The organism is Halobacillus litoralis, assembly GCF_004101865.1.
GTDB lineage: Bacteria > Bacillota > Bacilli > Bacillales > Halobacillaceae > Halobacillus > Halobacillus litoralis_A.
Genome location: NZ_CP026118.1, coordinates 664,657 through 680,957, shown reverse-complemented (window position 1 = coordinate 680,957; position 16,301 = coordinate 664,657). Strand labels below are relative to the sequence as shown.

General features: G+C 42.6%; 15 protein-coding genes. 9 read left to right on the top strand and 6 right to left on the bottom strand.

Going from position 1 to position 16,301, the window contains the following annotated elements:
- Positions 1-146: 146 nt before the first annotated feature.
- Positions 147-1,037: a fructose bisphosphate aldolase gene (locus HLI_RS03415; RefSeq protein ID WP_128526805.1), complete on the bottom strand. Its 891-nt coding sequence runs from the start codon at positions 1,035-1,037 to the stop codon at positions 147-149.
- Between the two features lie 354 nt (positions 1,038-1,391).
- Between HLI_RS03415 and nagZ the strand changes: the two genes are divergently transcribed.
- Positions 1,392-3,056: a beta-N-acetylhexosaminidase gene (gene nagZ, locus HLI_RS03410; RefSeq protein WP_241655929.1), complete on the top strand. Its 1,665-nt coding sequence runs from the start codon at positions 1,392-1,394 to the stop codon at positions 3,054-3,056.
- Positions 3,057-3,165: 109 nt separating this feature from the next.
- Here the strand turns inward: nagZ and HLI_RS03405 are convergent, their stop codons facing one another.
- On the bottom strand, positions 3,166-3,642 hold the full coding sequence (locus tag HLI_RS03405; RefSeq protein WP_128523089.1) for a DUF456 domain-containing protein: 477 nt from the start codon (positions 3,640-3,642) through the stop codon (positions 3,166-3,168).
- A 326-nt stretch (positions 3,643-3,968) separates the two neighbouring features.
- On the bottom strand, positions 3,969-4,973 hold the full coding sequence (locus HLI_RS03400) for an aldo/keto reductase (RefSeq protein ID WP_128523088.1): 1,005 nt from the start codon (positions 4,971-4,973) through the stop codon (positions 3,969-3,971).
- Positions 4,974-5,113: 140 nt separating this feature from the next.
- Here HLI_RS03400 and HLI_RS03395 point away from each other — a divergent pair, with 140 nt between their 5' ends.
- The 3 genes from HLI_RS03395 (at position 5,114) to HLI_RS03385 (ending at position 9,688) form a co-directional block, all read left to right on the top strand.
- Positions 5,114-7,483 (top strand): penicillin acylase family protein, encoded by a 2,370-nt coding sequence (locus HLI_RS03395; RefSeq protein ID WP_128523087.1) that lies wholly within the window; start codon positions 5,114-5,116, stop codon positions 7,481-7,483.
- Positions 7,484-7,614: 131 nt separating this feature from the next.
- The gene (locus tag HLI_RS03390; protein ID WP_128523086.1) at positions 7,615-8,838 is read left to right on the top strand and encodes a cation:proton antiporter; all 1,224 of its coding nucleotides are present in this window, start codon (positions 7,615-7,617) and stop codon (positions 8,836-8,838) included.
- Positions 8,839-9,049: 211 nt separating this feature from the next.
- On the top strand, positions 9,050-9,688 hold the full coding sequence (locus HLI_RS03385; protein ID WP_128523085.1) for a YczE/YyaS/YitT family protein: 639 nt from the start codon (positions 9,050-9,052) through the stop codon (positions 9,686-9,688).
- Between the two features lie 226 nt (positions 9,689-9,914).
- Here the strand turns inward: HLI_RS03385 and HLI_RS03380 are convergent, their stop codons facing one another.
- Positions 9,915-10,157: a DUF3953 domain-containing protein gene (locus HLI_RS03380; RefSeq protein ID WP_128523084.1), complete on the bottom strand. Its 243-nt coding sequence runs from the start codon at positions 10,155-10,157 to the stop codon at positions 9,915-9,917.
- A gap of 205 nt (positions 10,158-10,362) precedes the next feature.
- On the opposite strand from HLI_RS03380, the gene HLI_RS03375 reads away from it, so the two are divergent.
- The 4 genes from HLI_RS03375 to HLI_RS03360 all read left to right on the top strand — a co-directional run bounded on the left by HLI_RS03375 (position 10,363) and on the right by HLI_RS03360 (position 13,809).
- Entirely contained in the window at positions 10,363-11,157 is a 795-nt protein-coding gene (locus HLI_RS03375) for an AAC(3) family N-acetyltransferase (RefSeq protein ID WP_128523083.1), read from the top strand.
- Between the two features lie 235 nt (positions 11,158-11,392).
- Complete coding sequence (locus HLI_RS03370) at positions 11,393-12,142, top strand: polysaccharide deacetylase family protein (RefSeq protein ID WP_128523082.1); 750 nt, start codon at positions 11,393-11,395, stop codon at positions 12,140-12,142.
- Positions 12,143-12,455: 313 nt separating this feature from the next.
- Positions 12,456-13,025, top strand: coding sequence for an RNA polymerase sigma factor (locus HLI_RS03365; protein ID WP_128523081.1), 570 nt, complete (start codon positions 12,456-12,458; stop codon positions 13,023-13,025).
- Entirely contained in the window at positions 13,018-13,809 is a 792-nt protein-coding gene (locus tag HLI_RS03360; protein WP_241655928.1) for an anti-sigma factor, read from the top strand. Before HLI_RS03365 ends, HLI_RS03360 begins: the two co-directional genes overlap by 8 nt.
- Before the next feature lie 93 nt (positions 13,810-13,902).
- Here HLI_RS03360 and HLI_RS03355 read toward each other — a convergent pair whose 3' ends face one another.
- Both HLI_RS03355 and HLI_RS03350 read right to left on the bottom strand, forming a co-directional pair.
- Positions 13,903-14,328 carry a hypothetical protein gene (locus tag HLI_RS03355; RefSeq protein ID WP_128523079.1) on the bottom strand — a complete coding sequence of 142 codons (426 nt, stop codon included), beginning with the start codon at positions 14,326-14,328 and terminating at the stop codon, positions 13,903-13,905.
- A gap of 204 nt (positions 14,329-14,532) precedes the next feature.
- On the bottom strand, positions 14,533-15,387 hold the full coding sequence (locus HLI_RS03350) for a dimethylarginine dimethylaminohydrolase family protein (protein WP_128523078.1): 855 nt from the start codon (positions 15,385-15,387) through the stop codon (positions 14,533-14,535).
- 261 nt (positions 15,388-15,648) lie between these two features.
- Between HLI_RS03350 and HLI_RS03345 the strand changes: the two genes are divergently transcribed.
- Entirely contained in the window at positions 15,649-16,275 is a 627-nt protein-coding gene (locus tag HLI_RS03345; RefSeq protein ID WP_164908467.1) for a CPBP family intramembrane glutamic endopeptidase, read from the top strand.
- The last annotated feature ends 26 nt before the right edge of the window (positions 16,276-16,301 follow it).

Below are 16,301 nucleotides of genomic sequence, written 5' to 3'. Positions count from 1 at the left end.
AGTTCGAGCTGCAAAAGAATCGTCGTGAGAGCGAAAAATTGATGTTCATCTATTTATCAAAGTGAAAATTCTCGTTTCATAAGAAAAGGGTACGTTTACATGTCGTAAACGTACCCTTTTTCAATTCCCAAATATTCAATCACTCTTTACTTTTTATTAACTGAGGCATCGTAAATGGAATCGACAGCGCTCTTCAATGCTTGGTTAAACTCTTCATCTGATTGATTTGCATTCAAGTCAGCAGCCAGAGCACGGGAAAAGCTTGCAATCAGTCCATGATTTTCTTTCAGCTTCTCATTCGCTTCGTCACGGGAATACCCGCCGGAAAGAGCGACGACACGTACCACGCGCGGATGCTCAATTAATTCTTTATAAGTATTGGCATTCGTAGGAATGGAAAGCTTCAGCATAACGTTTTGGTCTGCTGATAATCCGTTCAAGCTTTTAAGGATTTCATCTCTAAGGATCTCTTCAGATTTTTCCTTGTTTTCACTGTGGATATTAACTTCTGGTTCGATGATCGGGACGAGGTCATAAGACAGGATTTGTTTCCCGATTTCGAATTGCTGGTCCACTACTTCTTTAATTCCGCTTGGGTTTGGCTCATGGATGACAGAGCGCATTTTGGTGCCGAAAATTTTCCGTTCGTTGGCACGGCTCAGTGTGTCATCCAAATCATGGATCGGTTTCATGAGCTGGACACCATTTTCCTGTTCAGCCAGTCCTTTATCTACCTTAAGGAAAGGGACGATGCCGTTATCAGCAAGATATTCAGCAGTATATTTGCCCTTGATTTCGCGATCCATTGTTTGTTCGAAAAGAATGGTGCCAAGGATATGGTCGGAATCAAAAGCAGGGGATGTAATGATTCTGGTACGCATTTGGTGTACCCGATCAAACATTTCATCTTCGCCGGAATAAGAATCTTCAGGTACACCGTACTCTGCTAATGCTTTTGGAGTACTTCCTCCACTTTGGTCAAGTGCTGCGATGAAACCCTTGCCGTTTTTAATTTTATCGAATTGACTGTTGTTCATATGCTCCACTCCTTTTCTATTCTTCAAAATGATCACCATTTATACTCTTCCCATTATTCCATTTTACCTCACATGAGATTTGTTGCAAACATAACAAGCTAGTTAGTTAATTCGGGGGTAGGATAGTTTGAATTCGAGGTATTACAATGCTATCTTTTAAGTATAGTAGCAAATGAACTGGTATTAAATGATCTGGTATTAAATGATCTGGTATTAAATGAATGGGTGTAAATAATTCTCGTACGCTAGAGTATAAAAAGGACACAATACCCAAGATGGGGAATGGTTTCCAGAGAGAAGAAGAAACTACAAATGAGACTTTCCGAATGTACTATAGGAAAAGAGGTCCATAAGATGAAAAAGTTCTTGTATATAGCATTATTTTTCACACTATTACTTACAATTTTTCTCTTGTATTTTAATGATTCGCCACAAAATACGGGAGAGTCTAATGCCGACGATACGCAAAACGAGCAAGACGAAGAGAAGATAGAGCCCGCGACTGACGTGAACAATATCATCCAGCAAGCTAAGGATGGGAAAGTGCCCGGGTCCTCAGTCACAGCAGGGGAAACGAAACTGGACAGCCTCAAAAGTAAATGGGGAGAACCCGAACAAATTACACAGACTTCACGTGGCCACTACGGAGCTTATCCTGATCAACAAATGAGTATCGGATATAGCGATGGATTAATTTTTGATGTTCGCTATTCAGGAAAATCTTTAGCGACTATTCACTTGAACGACATAAAAAAAGTGCAGGGTGAACCGGATCAGGTGAACTATTACAAAGATGACAGTCACGATCAAATCATACTCATCTATCCAATGAACCAAACCTACCAGTTGAAATGGGTTTTGAAGAAGCCCACCAACGATGAGAAAAACCCTCCAGTGGATCATATCTCCGTTGTGACAGAACCGCAGAATGATGTGCAGGATAAAATATCATCTATGAGTCTGAAGGAAAAAATCGGTCAGATGATCATTGCTGGATTTACGGGAACCACAATAAATGAAAAGACCAAAGATTTAATTCGTAATCAGAAGGTCGGAGGTTTAATTTTTTATTCAGACAATGTGGCATCTCCTTCGCAAACCGTTCAACTCGTGAATGAAATGAAAGACGCTAATGAAGTAAATGAAACACCACTTTTTCTAAGTATCGACCAGGAAGGCGGGAGTGTTTCGAGGCTTCCTGGCCAATTACTTGACTTACCCACGAATGGGGCGGTCGGTAACGTAGGTTCATCGCAATTTTCATATGGTATAGGGGAAATCATCGGCAAACAATTAAAACAATTCGGGTTTAACTTAAACTATGCTCCTGTCATGGATGTGAATAGCAACCCGGACAATCCCGTTATCGGCGATCGGTCATTTAGCGGTGATCCTCAAGTTGTGAGCCAGTTGGGTATTCAAAAAATGAAAGGAATAAAGTCACAACAAATCATCCCAGTGATCAAGCATTTTCCAGGACATGGGGATACTTCTGTCGATTCTCACCTTCAGCTTCCTCAGGTCAGTAAAAGTTTAGAACAACTGAAGAATCTGGAACTTATTCCTTTTGAAAATGCCATTGAAAAAGGGGCCGAAGTAGTTATGGTCGCACACATATTGCTTCCTGAGCTAGATCGAACATTGCCTGCTTCCATGTCAGAAAAAATTATTAGCGGGCTGCTCCGTGAACAACTGGGTTATGAGGGAATTGTTATTACGGACGATATGACAATGAAAGCCGTTACTAACAATTTCAGCCTAGAGGAAGCTTCAGTGGATTCGGTGAAAGCGGGCAGTGATATCATTCTTGTTGCCCATGATTACAAGAAAGTGGAAGCTGTCATCAATGCTTTAACAGCATCCGTAGAAAGAGGGGAAATATCAGAAGAGCGGATCAATCAAAGTGTCGAGAGAATCCTTAAACTGAAGAATCAATATCAATTGAACGGGGAAAGAGTGGATGAAGTGAATGTAAACCAACTCAATGAGTCTATTCGATCTTTGTTAGAAGAATATTAGTAATGGAAAAACAAAACGCATCCTTCACTCGTCAAATGACAAGTGAAGGATGCGTTCGTCTTTTCGCCCTTTTGATTCAAAATTTGCAGTCGGGAGCGATTATTGATATCTAAATTTCCAGAAAGAACCATATGATGATGATCAACTGGATGATGATTTTGGCTACGGTTCCGCTCAAGAAACCGAATAATGAACCTATTGCTGCTTTGAAGGCGTCCTCAGATGCTCGTTTTTGTACCAGTTCTACGATGATGACGAGAACGAATGGAATAACGAGGATCCCGAACGGCGGAATGATGAATGAACCAACGATAACTCCGATGGCTGCTGCACGTTCGCCCCATTTACTTCCACCGTAACGTTTGACGAAATAACTGTTTGCAATAATATCAGATACGATCAATAAAACGGTGAGGAGAATAGCACCAATCCAGAAGAAGATCGAAAGCTCACTGCCATCTATAAAGAAAAAGTATGCCAGAAAACCGATCCAAAGCACAAGTGGTGCAGGGATGATCGGGAAAATGACGCTTGCAAAGCTTGCGATGAAACAAGCGATGATGATGACCCATATTAATATTTCCATAAGCATGAACCTCCTAAGATTACGACTCTTTCCATATACGATTGACAAGGGTAAAAGTTTCTAAACTTTTTATTTATAGAGAATTCTATTTTCCAAGCATTCTTATTTTCTCCAGAAAGAGCTCCATATAGCCAAAAGTTCGTCATTTAAAAACCGCCCTCTTCATCCAAGAGAGCGGTTGGGGTTCCACATTTAATATTATCCAGTTCCAGCGGCCTGGGAGACACTCGAGGTCATAAGTCAATCAACGGTGTGGAGGAAAAGCGCTCCACTCCGTTGTTTGTCTTATGCTTGTCGTGTCTCCCAGGCCGCCTCCACATTTAAAATCACTTCAATCCGAGTTCTTGGCGGTCTGGTGGGGCCATGAACTCTGGACCGATGGAATCGTTGATGTGTTTCAGCAGTATTTCGTCAATGTCATGTCTTGTTTGTTCATCAATTGTAAAGTTGTCTACTTCTTTAAGCGGGTTCAGTTGATCTGGCCGGCGTCCTCCCATTAGGGCGATGCCTGAGCCGGGTTGATCTAAGACCCAACGCAATGCTAGATGCAGAACGCTTTTTCCGAATCGGTTTTCGGCAAGTTGTTCGAGCTCTTGTACTGCGTTCAAGTATTGCATGAAGCGGGGCTGTTGGAATTTAGGGTCGTTGTTACGCAAGTCGTCTCCTTCAAACTCACGGTTTGAAGACATTTTTCCGGATAAAAGCCCGCGGCAAAGAGAGCCATATGAGATGGTCGTAATGTCATGATCTTGTACATATGGCAGTGTCTTGGATTCGATATCCCGTTCGAATAAGTTGTATGGGGGCTGCAAAGTGTGCAATGGAGCTGCTTCACGGAAAATGTCCATTTGTTCTGGTGAGAAGTTGCTCACCCCGATGGCTCTGATTTTTCCTTGTTTATATAAATAAGATAAAGCTTCTGCTGTTTCATGAATCGGTGTTACTGGATCCGGCCAGTGGACTTGATAGATGTCGATGTAATCGGTTTTCAAGCGTTTTAACGAATCTTCGACTTCCTGGTGAATGCGTTCTTTGCTGGCATTTCGGAAGGGTGTTTCCTCATTCCAGTCCATACCCACCTTCGTTGCTAACAGAAGGTCTTCACGCCGTCCGTATTGCTCCACGGCTTTACCGATGATTTCTTCCGAACGTCCAAAACCATAGACTGGCGCTGTATCAATTAAATTTATTCCTTGGTCTAATGCGGAGTGGATGGTTTTGATGGATTGATCTTCATCCGTGCCACCCCACATCCAGCCGCCAATCGCCCATGTTCCGAGTCCGATACGGCTGGCTTCCATTGATGTATTACTGATTTTTATTTTTTCCATTATATCCACCTCCAAAGTAAAACACATTCATATATGTACCCGTTTCATTTTTCACCTAATCATTAACAGGTGTGAACAAATTATCCTATTTTTTGAAAATTACGATATAATAAAGGGAATCAAGTGGAAGGGGTGAGGGGATGGAAACTGCAAGAAAGATCGACCATGAGAAGCAGGGGACGCGTAGATGGAAAAAGGTCGCTTGGTTAACGGCTGGAATAATCATGATATTAGTGGCAGCTGCCTTTATTTTTGTAAACGTTTACATAAATCGAAGTCTTCCCGAAACTTCTGGTGAGGTAAAGTTGGATGGTTTGAATGCTCCGGTGCAGGTCACTAGGGATGAAGCAGGTGTGCCACATTTGGAAGCTGCGAATGAAAGAGATTTGTTCATGGCACAGGGTTTCGTGCAAGCACAGGACCGGCTTTTTCAAATGGAATTGGCACGCCGTCAGGCTTCTGGACGTTTAAGTGAAGTAGTAGGGGAAAGCACTCTGGAGCAAGATCGCTATTTTAGAACCCTTGGTCTGCGAAGGGCAGCGGAAAAATCACTCTCTTTATATTCTGATGAAGCACTTGAGAGCTTAGAAGCCTTTGCAGATGGCGTCAATGCATTTATTGAAGAAAACCCACTGCCGCCGGAATTCGCGATGATGGGGATTGATCCTGAGCCGTGGGAGCCGATCGACTCGCTGACAATCGGGAAATATATGGCTTTCGATCTCGGTGGGCACTGGGAACGTCAAGCATTCAACTATCACTTGCTCCAGGAGTTTCCTGAGGAGGAAGCATACGAACTATTCCCGACCTATCCTGAGAATGCTCCGACTGTACTGTCCGATGCAGCTCCTGTTGATATTGAGAAAAGTTTAAGCGATGCTGTCCTCCCTCATGAGTTCAATGGCAGCAACAATTGGGTAGTGAGTGGAGATCGTACGGAATCTGGAGCACCGATGCTTGCGGACGACCCTCATCTCGGAATGGCGACACCTTCCATCTGGTATCAAATGGATCTGCAGGCGCCCGGGTATCAGGTTTCTGGTGTCATCTTTGCCGGAGTCCCTGGTATCATTCTCGGCCACAATGATGATATAGCCTGGGGCGTTACAAATGTTGGTCCAGATGTCCAGCAGCTTTATATGGAAAAAAGAAACCCTGATAACCACAACGAATTTTTATATGAAGATGAGTGGGAAGAAGCGGATGTCATCAACGAAACGATACAAGTGAAAGACAGTGATCCAGTTGAGATGGAAGTATTAGAGACAAGGCACGGACCAGTCATCAGTGAATTCGCAGAAAAGAGTGGGGAGGAGACTGTTTTATCACTCAGATGGACAGCACTCGATCCGACTACAGAACTTGAAGCGGTGCTTGAAATGAACCGCGCGTCGAATTGGCAGGAGTTTGAACAAGGTTTGGAGAAGTTCCTGGCACCTGCCCAGAACTTTGTATTTGCAAGCAAGGATGGCACCATTGCCTATAAAGCGAATGGACGCATCCCGATCTATGATCAGCCGGATGACGCCTTGCTTCCCCTTCGAGGCTGGGAGGCTGAAGATGAATGGAATGGGTTTATCCCTTTTGATGAACTGCCTGAGGTCGTGAATCCAGAGGCTGGTTTTGTCGCGACAGCCAACAATAAAATCACTTCAGAAGATTACCCATATCATATCAGTCATAACTGGGCACAACCTTATCGATACCAGCGTATTGAAGAGATGTTAGGTGAAAATGATTCCATTACTCCAGACGATTTTCAAGCCATGCAAATGGATGTGAAAAATTTGCAAGCTGAAGAGTTTCTGAACTTTATGATCGCCCAAGTGAATGAAGACAAGACGAAATTGGAAAAAGAGAGCATAGCCCTCATGAAAGAGTGGAATTTTGAAGATGATCGTGACCTCGCTCAACCACTGATATTCCACCGCTGGATGGGTATTTTACAGGATGAACTTTACGATGAAGAAATTTCTGAAGAGATGCGCAGCTTTTTTGAAGGTTCCGGACAAACGACGGACGAGTTGCTGCGGAAGGTGAGAAAAGGAGAGGAGTCTTTATGGGTCGAAAAAGCTGGCGGAATCAAGGCTTTGATGACACATTCCTTCAAGAGTACGATTGCAGAAATATCGGAAGAGTTTGGCGATGACCCTACAGCATGGACATGGGGAGACTATCATGCGGTCGAGTTTACTCACCCGTTATCGAGCATCGGTTTTCTTGAACGCTTTCTGAATGCGGGGGAACCTTCACCAGTGAGCGGCAGCCGTGTGACGGTCCGGGCAGCCGGATTTAAAAGTGATGGGCTTGTAAATCACGGGGCATCCTGGCGTTTTGTGATAGACATGGAAAATACGGAGGAAGCTTATCATGTGGTCGGCCCTGGCCAGTCCGGGCACTTCCGAAGTGAATGGTATCATGATCAATTGGATGATTGGGTAGAAGGAAGTTATCACCTTACCAAAACAGAAGGGTTCGAGGGGGAAGAATTGACACTTGCCCCTGAATAATCAAAACACCGCTCAGTTTCCTGAGTGGTGTTTTTAATTCAGAATCCTATCATTAGTTTCCTTTTTAGCTGCGTAGAGTTACCACATTTAGGGAATGACTAATTAAGTGATTCTAGAATGGAGGGATGGATATGCATGGATTCCACGAGGTTTTCATACAAATTTTATTACTTTTGGCAGTATCCGTATCGGTCATCGCTATTGCAAAACTATTGAAGGAACCGGACTCTATTGCATTGGTCCTTGTAGGACTAGTGCTTGGAATGACAGAACTTCCGCTTATCGAGGAAGCGGAGAGGTACATAACTCAATCAGAGGTCTTCCAGGCGACCATCATCTCGCTTTTCCTTCCGATATTACTAGGTGATGCAACACTGAAACTGCCTTTTCACGAGCTTTTTCAGCGTAAAAAAACGGTGCTGGGTCTCGCTTTCGTCGGTACATTCATTTCAGCGCTTGCCATTGGATCAGCAGCCTATTTCCTGCTGGGTCTGCCTCTTGCAGTTGCTTTTACGTTCGCAGCGCTTATGAGTGCAACCGACCCGATCAGTGTGCTATCAATTTTTAAATCATTAGGAGTTCCTAAAAAAATGACAACCGTCATGGAAGGGGAGTCTCTTTTCAATGATGGGATCGCTGTTGTCCTTTTCACGATTGCCAGTGTGTATTTGCTATCTTACATCGAAATGGGCTGGGCAGGACTTGGGAGCGGATTGTTACTATTTTTGAAATTCGCCCTCGGCGGAGCACTGATTGGTCTCGTTCTCGGCTATATTTTCTCCCAGATCATCCGCATTTTTGATGATTACCCTTTGGAAATCGCCTTCAGTGCACTCCTATTCTTCGGCAGCTATTTCATTGCGGAGCATTTTCATACGTCAGGTGTTATCGCAGTCGTTGTCGGAGGTTTCATGTTCGGTGACTACGGAGCTAAGATCGGAATGTCGGAAGAAACGAAGACCAATATTAATTCATTCTGGGATACGATCACGTTGCTTGCCAATGCCTTGATATTCCTGATGGTCGGTCTGGAGATTCGAAATATCGACTTAGCCGGAAACTGGGGCTATATTGTATCAGCCATCGCAATCGTCCTTGTCGGTCGTACACTTGCCGTCTACATTGGAACAGGTTGGGTCAAGGAATTGACATCAAAAGAAAGAATACTGATCAACTGGGGCGGGTTGAAAGGAAGTTTATCGGTTGCTCTTGCATTGAGCTTGCCGATGGATTTCAGCGGAAGAGACCAGGTGTTGCTCCTGACGTTTTCAGTCGTCCTGTTTTCCTTGATCGTGCAGGGATTGACTTTAAAACCATTAATTAAAAAGTTGAACTTAAGCGAACCTCAAAAATAATGGTTTAACAAATGAAAATGTTCTGGAAGATAATGCTTCTATATCCCAGTGCTGGTAAGGGATTCAGTATTTTTTGAGGTGGAGAAATATCCCATCGGTTTTGATGAGTTTTTTCGATTGACGCACAAAATAATCGCTAATAAAATGTGGTCACGATTCAGAGAAAAGTCTCTGACGTGATCACTTTTTTTATGGAAGGGAGGAGTTCGTCATGCTATATCGTTCCGTGGTTTACTTGGTTGGGATGCTCATCAACTTCTTTGGAGTTGCGCTATTGATCAATGCTACTTTAGGCGCTGGATTTTGGACATCATTCTTCATAGGAGTTTCCGATCACCTCGGTTTTACTGTAGGTTTCTGGTACGGGGCATTTCAACTGGTCATCATATTCATTAACGCGAAATTAATGAAGCAGCTGCCGGAGGTGCGGGCTGTCGTTCCCGTGATTTTAGAAAGTCTGATCTTAGACTTTTGGCTGGAAATCGTTTTTGCGAATGTGGATTTATCAACAGCACCATTTCTGTTACAAGTAATGGCACTGTTTACAGGAGTAGCGATCATCGGATTGGGAGTGGCCATCTATATTCTTCCGCAATTTCCACGTGCACCTGTCGACCAATTGTTCTTAGCTGTCAGTGCTCGCTTCAACTTAAGTATCCAATCAGGTCAAACCGTGGTAGCGGTGATCATGACCTCCCTTGCCTTGCTTGTAGGAGGACCCGTCGGGTTAGGGACGGTTGCACCAATGTTGTTCCTTGGTCCCGTAATCCAGCTTTGTTACACGAGAGCCTATCCGCTTTATTATAAGTTGCATCCAGATGGTGAACGGGTTTATCAGCAAGCCGTCTGAAGGATGTCTCTCAAGGGACAGGAGTACTGATTCCAGGACTGTTTAAGCTGATGGTGAAAGATAGAAAGGCTGCGAGTCATCTTCAACTCGAAGCCTTTTTTTATGAAAAATCATCGGTTCAACTCAAAAGAGGAGCGGAGAGGCAAGCAAAACTCCGCATGTTCCCACTTTCCTTAGCTATTTTCACTGGTTCTTCTTAGGTCTATGTAGGTTTGGTATTAAGCTGTTAATTCATGGTGAAAATCTGAAAGGAAGCACAAAAACATAGCAAAGAGACGAATACAAAGGGATAACCCATCGATTCTTTGTTCGCTTGTAATTGCTCCACACCCATGACCAGCATCAACCCTCCCAAGAACAGCATCATCAATGGCATCAGGAGGAAGTTTTTCGTAATCAATCCAAATGCAACGATAAAAAGTATAAGGACAGATAAGATATTTCTACTAGCATTCAACAACAGACTCATTCCTTTCCTCAAGTAAGTTGAATTTTGGATGATTCATTATAAAAATGGGTAACCGATCCGTACAAAAAAACTCACTCGCATTCTTGTAGAGTCCAAGCTGTTTAATCTCCCCTTGTACCTTATCATTTACCCGTGCTTTTTCACCAGGAATAATGGATATTTATGTTAAAATTGATATGACGAATGTTTTTGTTAGGAGGATACCATGTCACAGGAATTGAGAACGAGAGAATCCATTCGAAATGACTTGCTTCAGCTAGGAGTGGAAAAAGGAAGTACCGTGCTTGTTCACTCTTCATTATCTTCACTAGGTTGGGTCAACGGGGGAGCAGTAGCAGTGAATCTGGCGCTGATGGATGTCGTTACAGAAGAAGGGACGATTGTCATGCCGTCTCAATCGGATGATATGTCAGATCCCACTGATTGGAGTCAACCTCCTGTCCCTGAAGAATGGGTGCCAGAGATCCTCGAAACGATGCCTGCCTATCATCCAGATTACACACCTGCCAGTCGGATGGGGAAAGTCGTTGAAGTATTTCGTACTTTTCCAGACGTAAGCAGGAGTACCCATCCTTTGTATTCCTTTGCTGCCTGGGGGAAACATAAAGATGAAATCCTCACTCAACACTCTGCAGAATTCGGCCTCGGCGAGAAATCACCATTGCAAAGATTATATGACATGGACGCCCATGTGCTTTTCATTGGTTCTGATTTTGATGCCTGTACTTGTTTTCACCTGGCGGAATATCGCATTCCCGACCAAAAGACAGTTATAAAAGGAGCGCCAGTATTTAAGGATGGCGAACGGGTCTGGCAAAAATTTGAGGATATTGAGTTTCAGGAAGAGCGGTTCCAATCCCTTGGAGAAGCCTTTGAACAAGTGAAGCATGTGACAAAAGGGCAGGTAGGATCAGCTGAATGCCGCTTGTTCTCCATACAGGAAGCGGTCGATTATGCCGAAGCTTGGCTGAATTTCCACATTTTCCAGGAAGCAGACTGATATTACCCCGACAGTTTCGTTTGTGATAAAAGCCACGCACCACGCTTGTTACCTTAGTAAGAGAAATACCATAAAAAGCTGAAGGCACAAAGGTGCTTTCAGCTTTTTTAATTGGTGATGATAAAAGTAAAATTTCTTTAAATGCTATACACCTATATACAATTAATAAACGAATACTTGGTTTTAGCGAAGGGCACTATAATGACAAAGACTAAAAAGAAAAGGAGTGGTATCCATGCTGCGTCTTGCTTTCATTTCTTTGGGAATTATCCTGCTCCTCTTATGTAATCTACCTATAACCTCACATGCAGCTTCATCCCATTATCCTTTACAGATAAAATTCCCTGAATACATGCTCTATCAAGGGCAGGTACAACAAAAAGTCATAGCTTTAACGTTCGATGATGGGCCAGACCAACGCTACACGCCTGAAATTTTAGATATTTTAAAGAAACACGATGTAAAAGCCACCTTTTTCTTAATGGGGTCACGGGTAGCCAAACATTCCGGTGTAGCACAAAGAATCGCAGCTGAAGGACATGCAATCGGGAATCATACGTATTGGCACCCTAACTTGGCAGAATCAAATATTCGGAATATGGAATGGGAAATATCAAAAACCCAGGAACAAATCCTGAAAGCAACAGGGGAAGAAAGCCATTGGTTTAGAGCTCCGTATGGTGCATTGAATGAAAAGCAGGTTTTGATGCTGGGGAATTTGAATTATAAAGGAATTGGCTGGTCAATTGACACGCAGGATTGGAGAGCCCCTGGAAAAGAATCTATAAAGGACGAGGTAATTAGTAAAATACACCCTGGAGCGATTATATTAATGCATAATGCCGGACATTGGACACAAGATTTAAGCGGCACAGTGGATTCGGTAGACGAGCTTATACCTCTTCTGAAAAGTCTTGGTTATCAATTTGTTACGGTGCCTCAAATGTGGGAAATCAATAATGGTGGTAAAGTTCCTATAGAATAATTCCTCCACTGAAAAATAAGAGCAACTCTCCTTAATAATGAGAGGTTGCTCTTAACCATGTCAGTTATTTGGACCTCTCTTCATTTTGTTTAAAACTCCTCCTCATAATGAAGTTCTCTCTAGCAGCTCCATTTCTCTCACGATAAGTCCTTTCCAATAATAATTCTGATGTTCAACTTTTTCATTATTGTAAAAAGTGATCTAAATGAAAAGAATATCCGATAGCTGAATAGATTGCTTACCCACTCAAATAGTCGAGCACGAAACATTTGTGTGCTACGATATCAATACCAACCAACTAAAGGAGTATGCTATGACTAAGGGTGATCAAAAATTATATCACCAGATGCTGCATGGCGATAAACAAGCCTTAGAGGAGATTTATGAAAAATATGAAAAACTCCTTTACTCATTTGCCATCAAGCTTTCTGGGGATTCGCAACTAGCCGAAGAAGTATTGCAGGAAGTCTTCATTAAAATTTGGACCAAAAAAGCAGTTTACGAAGAGGGAAAAGGGAAGTTTTCCTCGTGGATCGTGACCATCACTCGATATACTTGTATCGATCTAATAAGAAAAAGGAAAAAGAACACCGTTGCTTTTGAGGAAGAGCGTGACGAAGTTCACCAGGAAACACCTTCCACAGAAAATTTAGCTGAATGGCGGGAAGAAGGGGCATCCGTGCGCCAGGCGGTGAAGAAGCTCTCTAATGAACAGAGGCAGATGGTCGACTGCTTTTACTTCAAAGGGATGGCACATAGAGAAATCGCAGAACAATGCGAGCTGCCATTAGGAACTGTTAAAGGGAGATTGAGACTTGCGTTGAAGCATTTACGAAAAGAGTTACACCAAATCAGGGAGAAAGGGGGCATCCATGATGCATAACGAATGCGATAAAGTCATTGATTATTTCAACGATCAACTTACAGAACAAGAGAAATCAGAATTTGAGCGCCATTTGGAAAGTTGTGATGACTGTAAAGAGGAGTTAGCCGAATTGCAAGAGCTGACTGCAGACTTGCCATTTGCTGCTGATCCTGTCGATCCCCCTTCTTCCATGAAAGATCGAGTGTTAGGAAATGTTTTTGCAGAAGAGCAGCCGTCAGAAGATGATCAGGAGCATGAGACAACACCTGAAAAAGATAAGGATAAAGACAATGTAGTCTCCGTACCTGTGAAAAATAAAAGAAAACGTCCATGGATGGTACCTGCCTTAGCTGCAGCATTATTATTGTCCGTTGCAGGAAATATTTATACGATCATTCAGTCAGAAAATGAAGTCGCAGGACCGGTGGATGAAGATCCTGGTGAAGAAGAGCCGGAAGATCAGGTCCTCCAACGTGTCCAGTTGCAAAGTGAAGACAACTCAATGAGTGGTACAGCTGCTATGCTTGATGATAAAGAAGAAAAATTGCTGGTCGTCCAAGCAGAGAATCTTACACCGCTTGAACAGAATGAAGTCTATCAAGTGTGGTTGTTGAAAGGTGATCAACCCTATCCAGCCGGTTCCTTTATATCGAACCAAAACGGTGAAGGGGCTGTAGCATTTCCGATGCAGCAATTGGAAAATGTGGAAGGGGGAGAATGGGACGCTGTCGCCATTTCAAAAGAACCTGGACCAAATAGTCAGACCCCTCAAGGAGAAGTCCTTATGAGCGCTGGCCTGTAAAAGAAAGCTGACTCTTTGATGAGTCAGCTTTTTTAGTGGATAAGAAATTATAAAATACTACTCTAGGGGGATTTTGTGAATGAGGGCAAGAAACTATTCATTCTTCTTACTTTGCTGGAGTAACTTTGATTCTCCTTTTTCCCAACTTTCAACTTGTTGAATCGCTGTTTCAGGTGGGAACCCTTGCCCGACTAAAACCCCGGCTAATATATATTCCTGGAATAAATGTGTTAAGTTGATGCCTTCATCCACCTCTTCAAGGGCCATGTCTACTAATGGTTGAATATATGTCACCCATTGATCTGGAAGAGATTGATCTCTAAACAAACCATTATTGCCCTGGCATCCGTGAATGCAATATCGCCAGCCGGCAGTTCCAGGACGGAAACCTAATTTATAACAACGGTCCCGGCACACTTGTTCATTCGGGTTGCCGGGATTATTTTGGAAATGACCGGGATTTTGCTGAATGACAGGCATGTGACCATGGGGATAGTTATACCAATAAGGATGATACATGGATCTTCACTCCTTTGGCTCATACTTCATCCTATTGTATGTAATATTGGGCGGGTTGTGATGCAACGAGTTGTAGGGTAATACAAAAAAAGTCCCAAAAGCATGGTCCTTAAAAAGGTTGCCCTTGCTTTTGGGACTGGTTTATTTATCGTATGCTGCGTTAGAGTTCGCAGGTAGCCATAAGAGGAAGTGAATGAACACATTTTATTCTTCTCTTCGCAGAGGGAGGGTACAACAGCGAAAAGAGCCTCCGGATTTAATGATTTCAGAAAATTCAACAGGGATGACTTGGAATCCTTTTGACTTCATAATCCTGTTCAACCTCTCATTCGCATGAAGGCTGATGACTTTTCCATGTCCGATAGTGAGGACATTTGGTCCCATTCGAAATTGTTCTTCATTTGTAACTGGAATCAAATGATAGGAGGCTTTTAACTTTTCAAAATCATTCGAAGTAAAAGCCGGAGGATAAACAAGTGCTACCCCTTCCCCGATTATATTAAAAACACAGTCAAGATGGAGGATGTCATCATTCAGGGATAAGGCTTCAACATGAAAAGAAGGGAGACGTGCTTGAAGCTCATCCACAGCTCTGGCAGACGTTCGCCCACTCCTTCCAACCCAGATAGTTGATCCATCCACCATCACATCACCGCCTTCAATCGAACCCGTGAACACATTTTCCAATGAGATTTTGTTATCATGAAGCCATGGTTCCAGGCGTGTGGTCTCCTTTTCCCGAACTTGTTCATTCATTGAACCGAGGAAGAGGTCATTATGAATTACAAATGCGATATCTCTCGTAAAAACCTGTTCAGGTAAATCTGATTCCGCGGGCAGTTCAAGCACCTCTACATCATTTTTTTCTAAGATATCAACAAACTCTTCATGCTGCTGCAAAGCCAGAGGGATATTAATATTGTTTCTTTTGTAATACTTTTGCGTTTCATTGATCACTTCGGTTATCTTCATGAACGATGGCTTTACAACCAGTGCTCTGCTGAGAGGAGAGTATTCTGTCCTACAATGAACCTTATTGTCGGTTGGTGTTTCTTGCATTTCCACTACCCCCATTTTATCGTTAATGTAGCATTCCCCGATAACTAAATTGTAAAACCTTCCAAAGGAGATGAGTTAAAGGGACCTTTTCATCTGAACGAGGGAGGTATGCGTTTACGCACCAAAATATGACACTTTTACCCTTTATATATAACCCGGATAATAATCTTTCCACTAGATGAAATATTGTAAAAAAATAGAAGTTTTAAAATAATGGGATTTGCACTGGAAAGCAAAAGCTGGTTATTGGGGAGGGTATTATTGAGGAAAGAAATATATCTATCCGTGTTTCAGTATGTTTTGTTTTTGTTGTTATATATCACCATTGACGGAATTTTGAACTCCATGTTCAGTGTCAGTTCCGAATTTTACCCATATAGGGATTATTCGTACATCCTTGAATTCATCGGGATAGTAGTAATCCTCTGTATTCTTCCGACAATCAGAAATCACATAAAGAGTACCTTGAAACTATCTGTACTAAAAGGGGCCTCTACCTATATATGGCTTTTCCTATCATTAATCATGTTATTCATTTGTAGAGAATTCATATTCTTCCTGGATTTTTTATTCGATGAACATTTCTTGGCATTATATGAATTTGGACAACGTGATGAAACACCTGTCTATTTAATAAGTGTCATTCTCTTCGTACCGATTTATGAGGAAATCATCTACCGAGGAATCATTCAGCATGGGCTGACAAAAAGGCTAGGAAGCCTAATGGGAATTATTCTTTCTTCTCTATTGTTCGGGGTGATCCATGGCGATTATCTAGTTTTCGGGTTCATCATGGGGGTTGCATTCGGAGTTGTTTACCATTGCAAAAAGTCCCTTTTCGTATCCATTCTTTTACATATCCTTTGGAATATCATCGCAAGTTTTTAAACAATTTTTCAATCGAAATGAAAGGG

Bases quoted from the DNA above. Each gene is read 5' to 3' on its own strand.
- HLI_RS03395 (WP_128523087.1), top strand. From the start codon at position 5,114: ATGGAAACTGCAAGAAAGATCGACCATGAGAAGCAGGGGACGCGTAGA.
- HLI_RS03415 (WP_128526805.1), bottom strand. From the start codon at position 1,037: ATGAACAACAGTCAATTCGATAAAATTAAAAACGGCAAGGGTTTCATC.
- HLI_RS03380 (WP_128523084.1), bottom strand. From the start codon at position 10,157: ATGAGTCTGTTGTTGAATGCTAGTAGAAATATCTTATCTGTCCTTATA.
- HLI_RS03405 (WP_128523089.1), bottom strand. From the start codon at position 3,642: ATGGAAATATTAATATGGGTCATCATCATCGCTTGTTTCATCGCAAGC.
- HLI_RS03365 (WP_128523081.1), top strand. From the start codon at position 12,456: ATGACTAAGGGTGATCAAAAATTATATCACCAGATGCTGCATGGCGAT.
- HLI_RS03370 (WP_128523082.1), top strand. From the start codon at position 11,393: ATGCTGCGTCTTGCTTTCATTTCTTTGGGAATTATCCTGCTCCTCTTA.
- HLI_RS03400 (WP_128523088.1), bottom strand. From the start codon at position 4,973: ATGGAAAAAATAAAAATCAGTAATACATCAATGGAAGCCAGCCGTATC.
- HLI_RS03375 (WP_128523083.1), top strand. From the start codon at position 10,363: ATGTCACAGGAATTGAGAACGAGAGAATCCATTCGAAATGACTTGCTT.
- HLI_RS03350 (WP_128523078.1), bottom strand. From the start codon at position 15,387: ATGCAAGAAACACCAACCGACAATAAGGTTCATTGTAGGACAGAATAC.
- nagZ (WP_241655929.1), top strand. From the start codon at position 1,392: ATGAAAAAGTTCTTGTATATAGCATTATTTTTCACACTATTACTTACA.
- HLI_RS03360 (WP_241655928.1), top strand. From the start codon at position 13,018: ATGCATAACGAATGCGATAAAGTCATTGATTATTTCAACGATCAACTT.
- HLI_RS03385 (WP_128523085.1), top strand. From the start codon at position 9,050: ATGCTATATCGTTCCGTGGTTTACTTGGTTGGGATGCTCATCAACTTC.
- HLI_RS03355 (WP_128523079.1), bottom strand. From the start codon at position 14,328: ATGTATCATCCTTATTGGTATAACTATCCCCATGGTCACATGCCTGTC.
- HLI_RS03390 (WP_128523086.1), top strand. From the start codon at position 7,615: ATGCATGGATTCCACGAGGTTTTCATACAAATTTTATTACTTTTGGCA.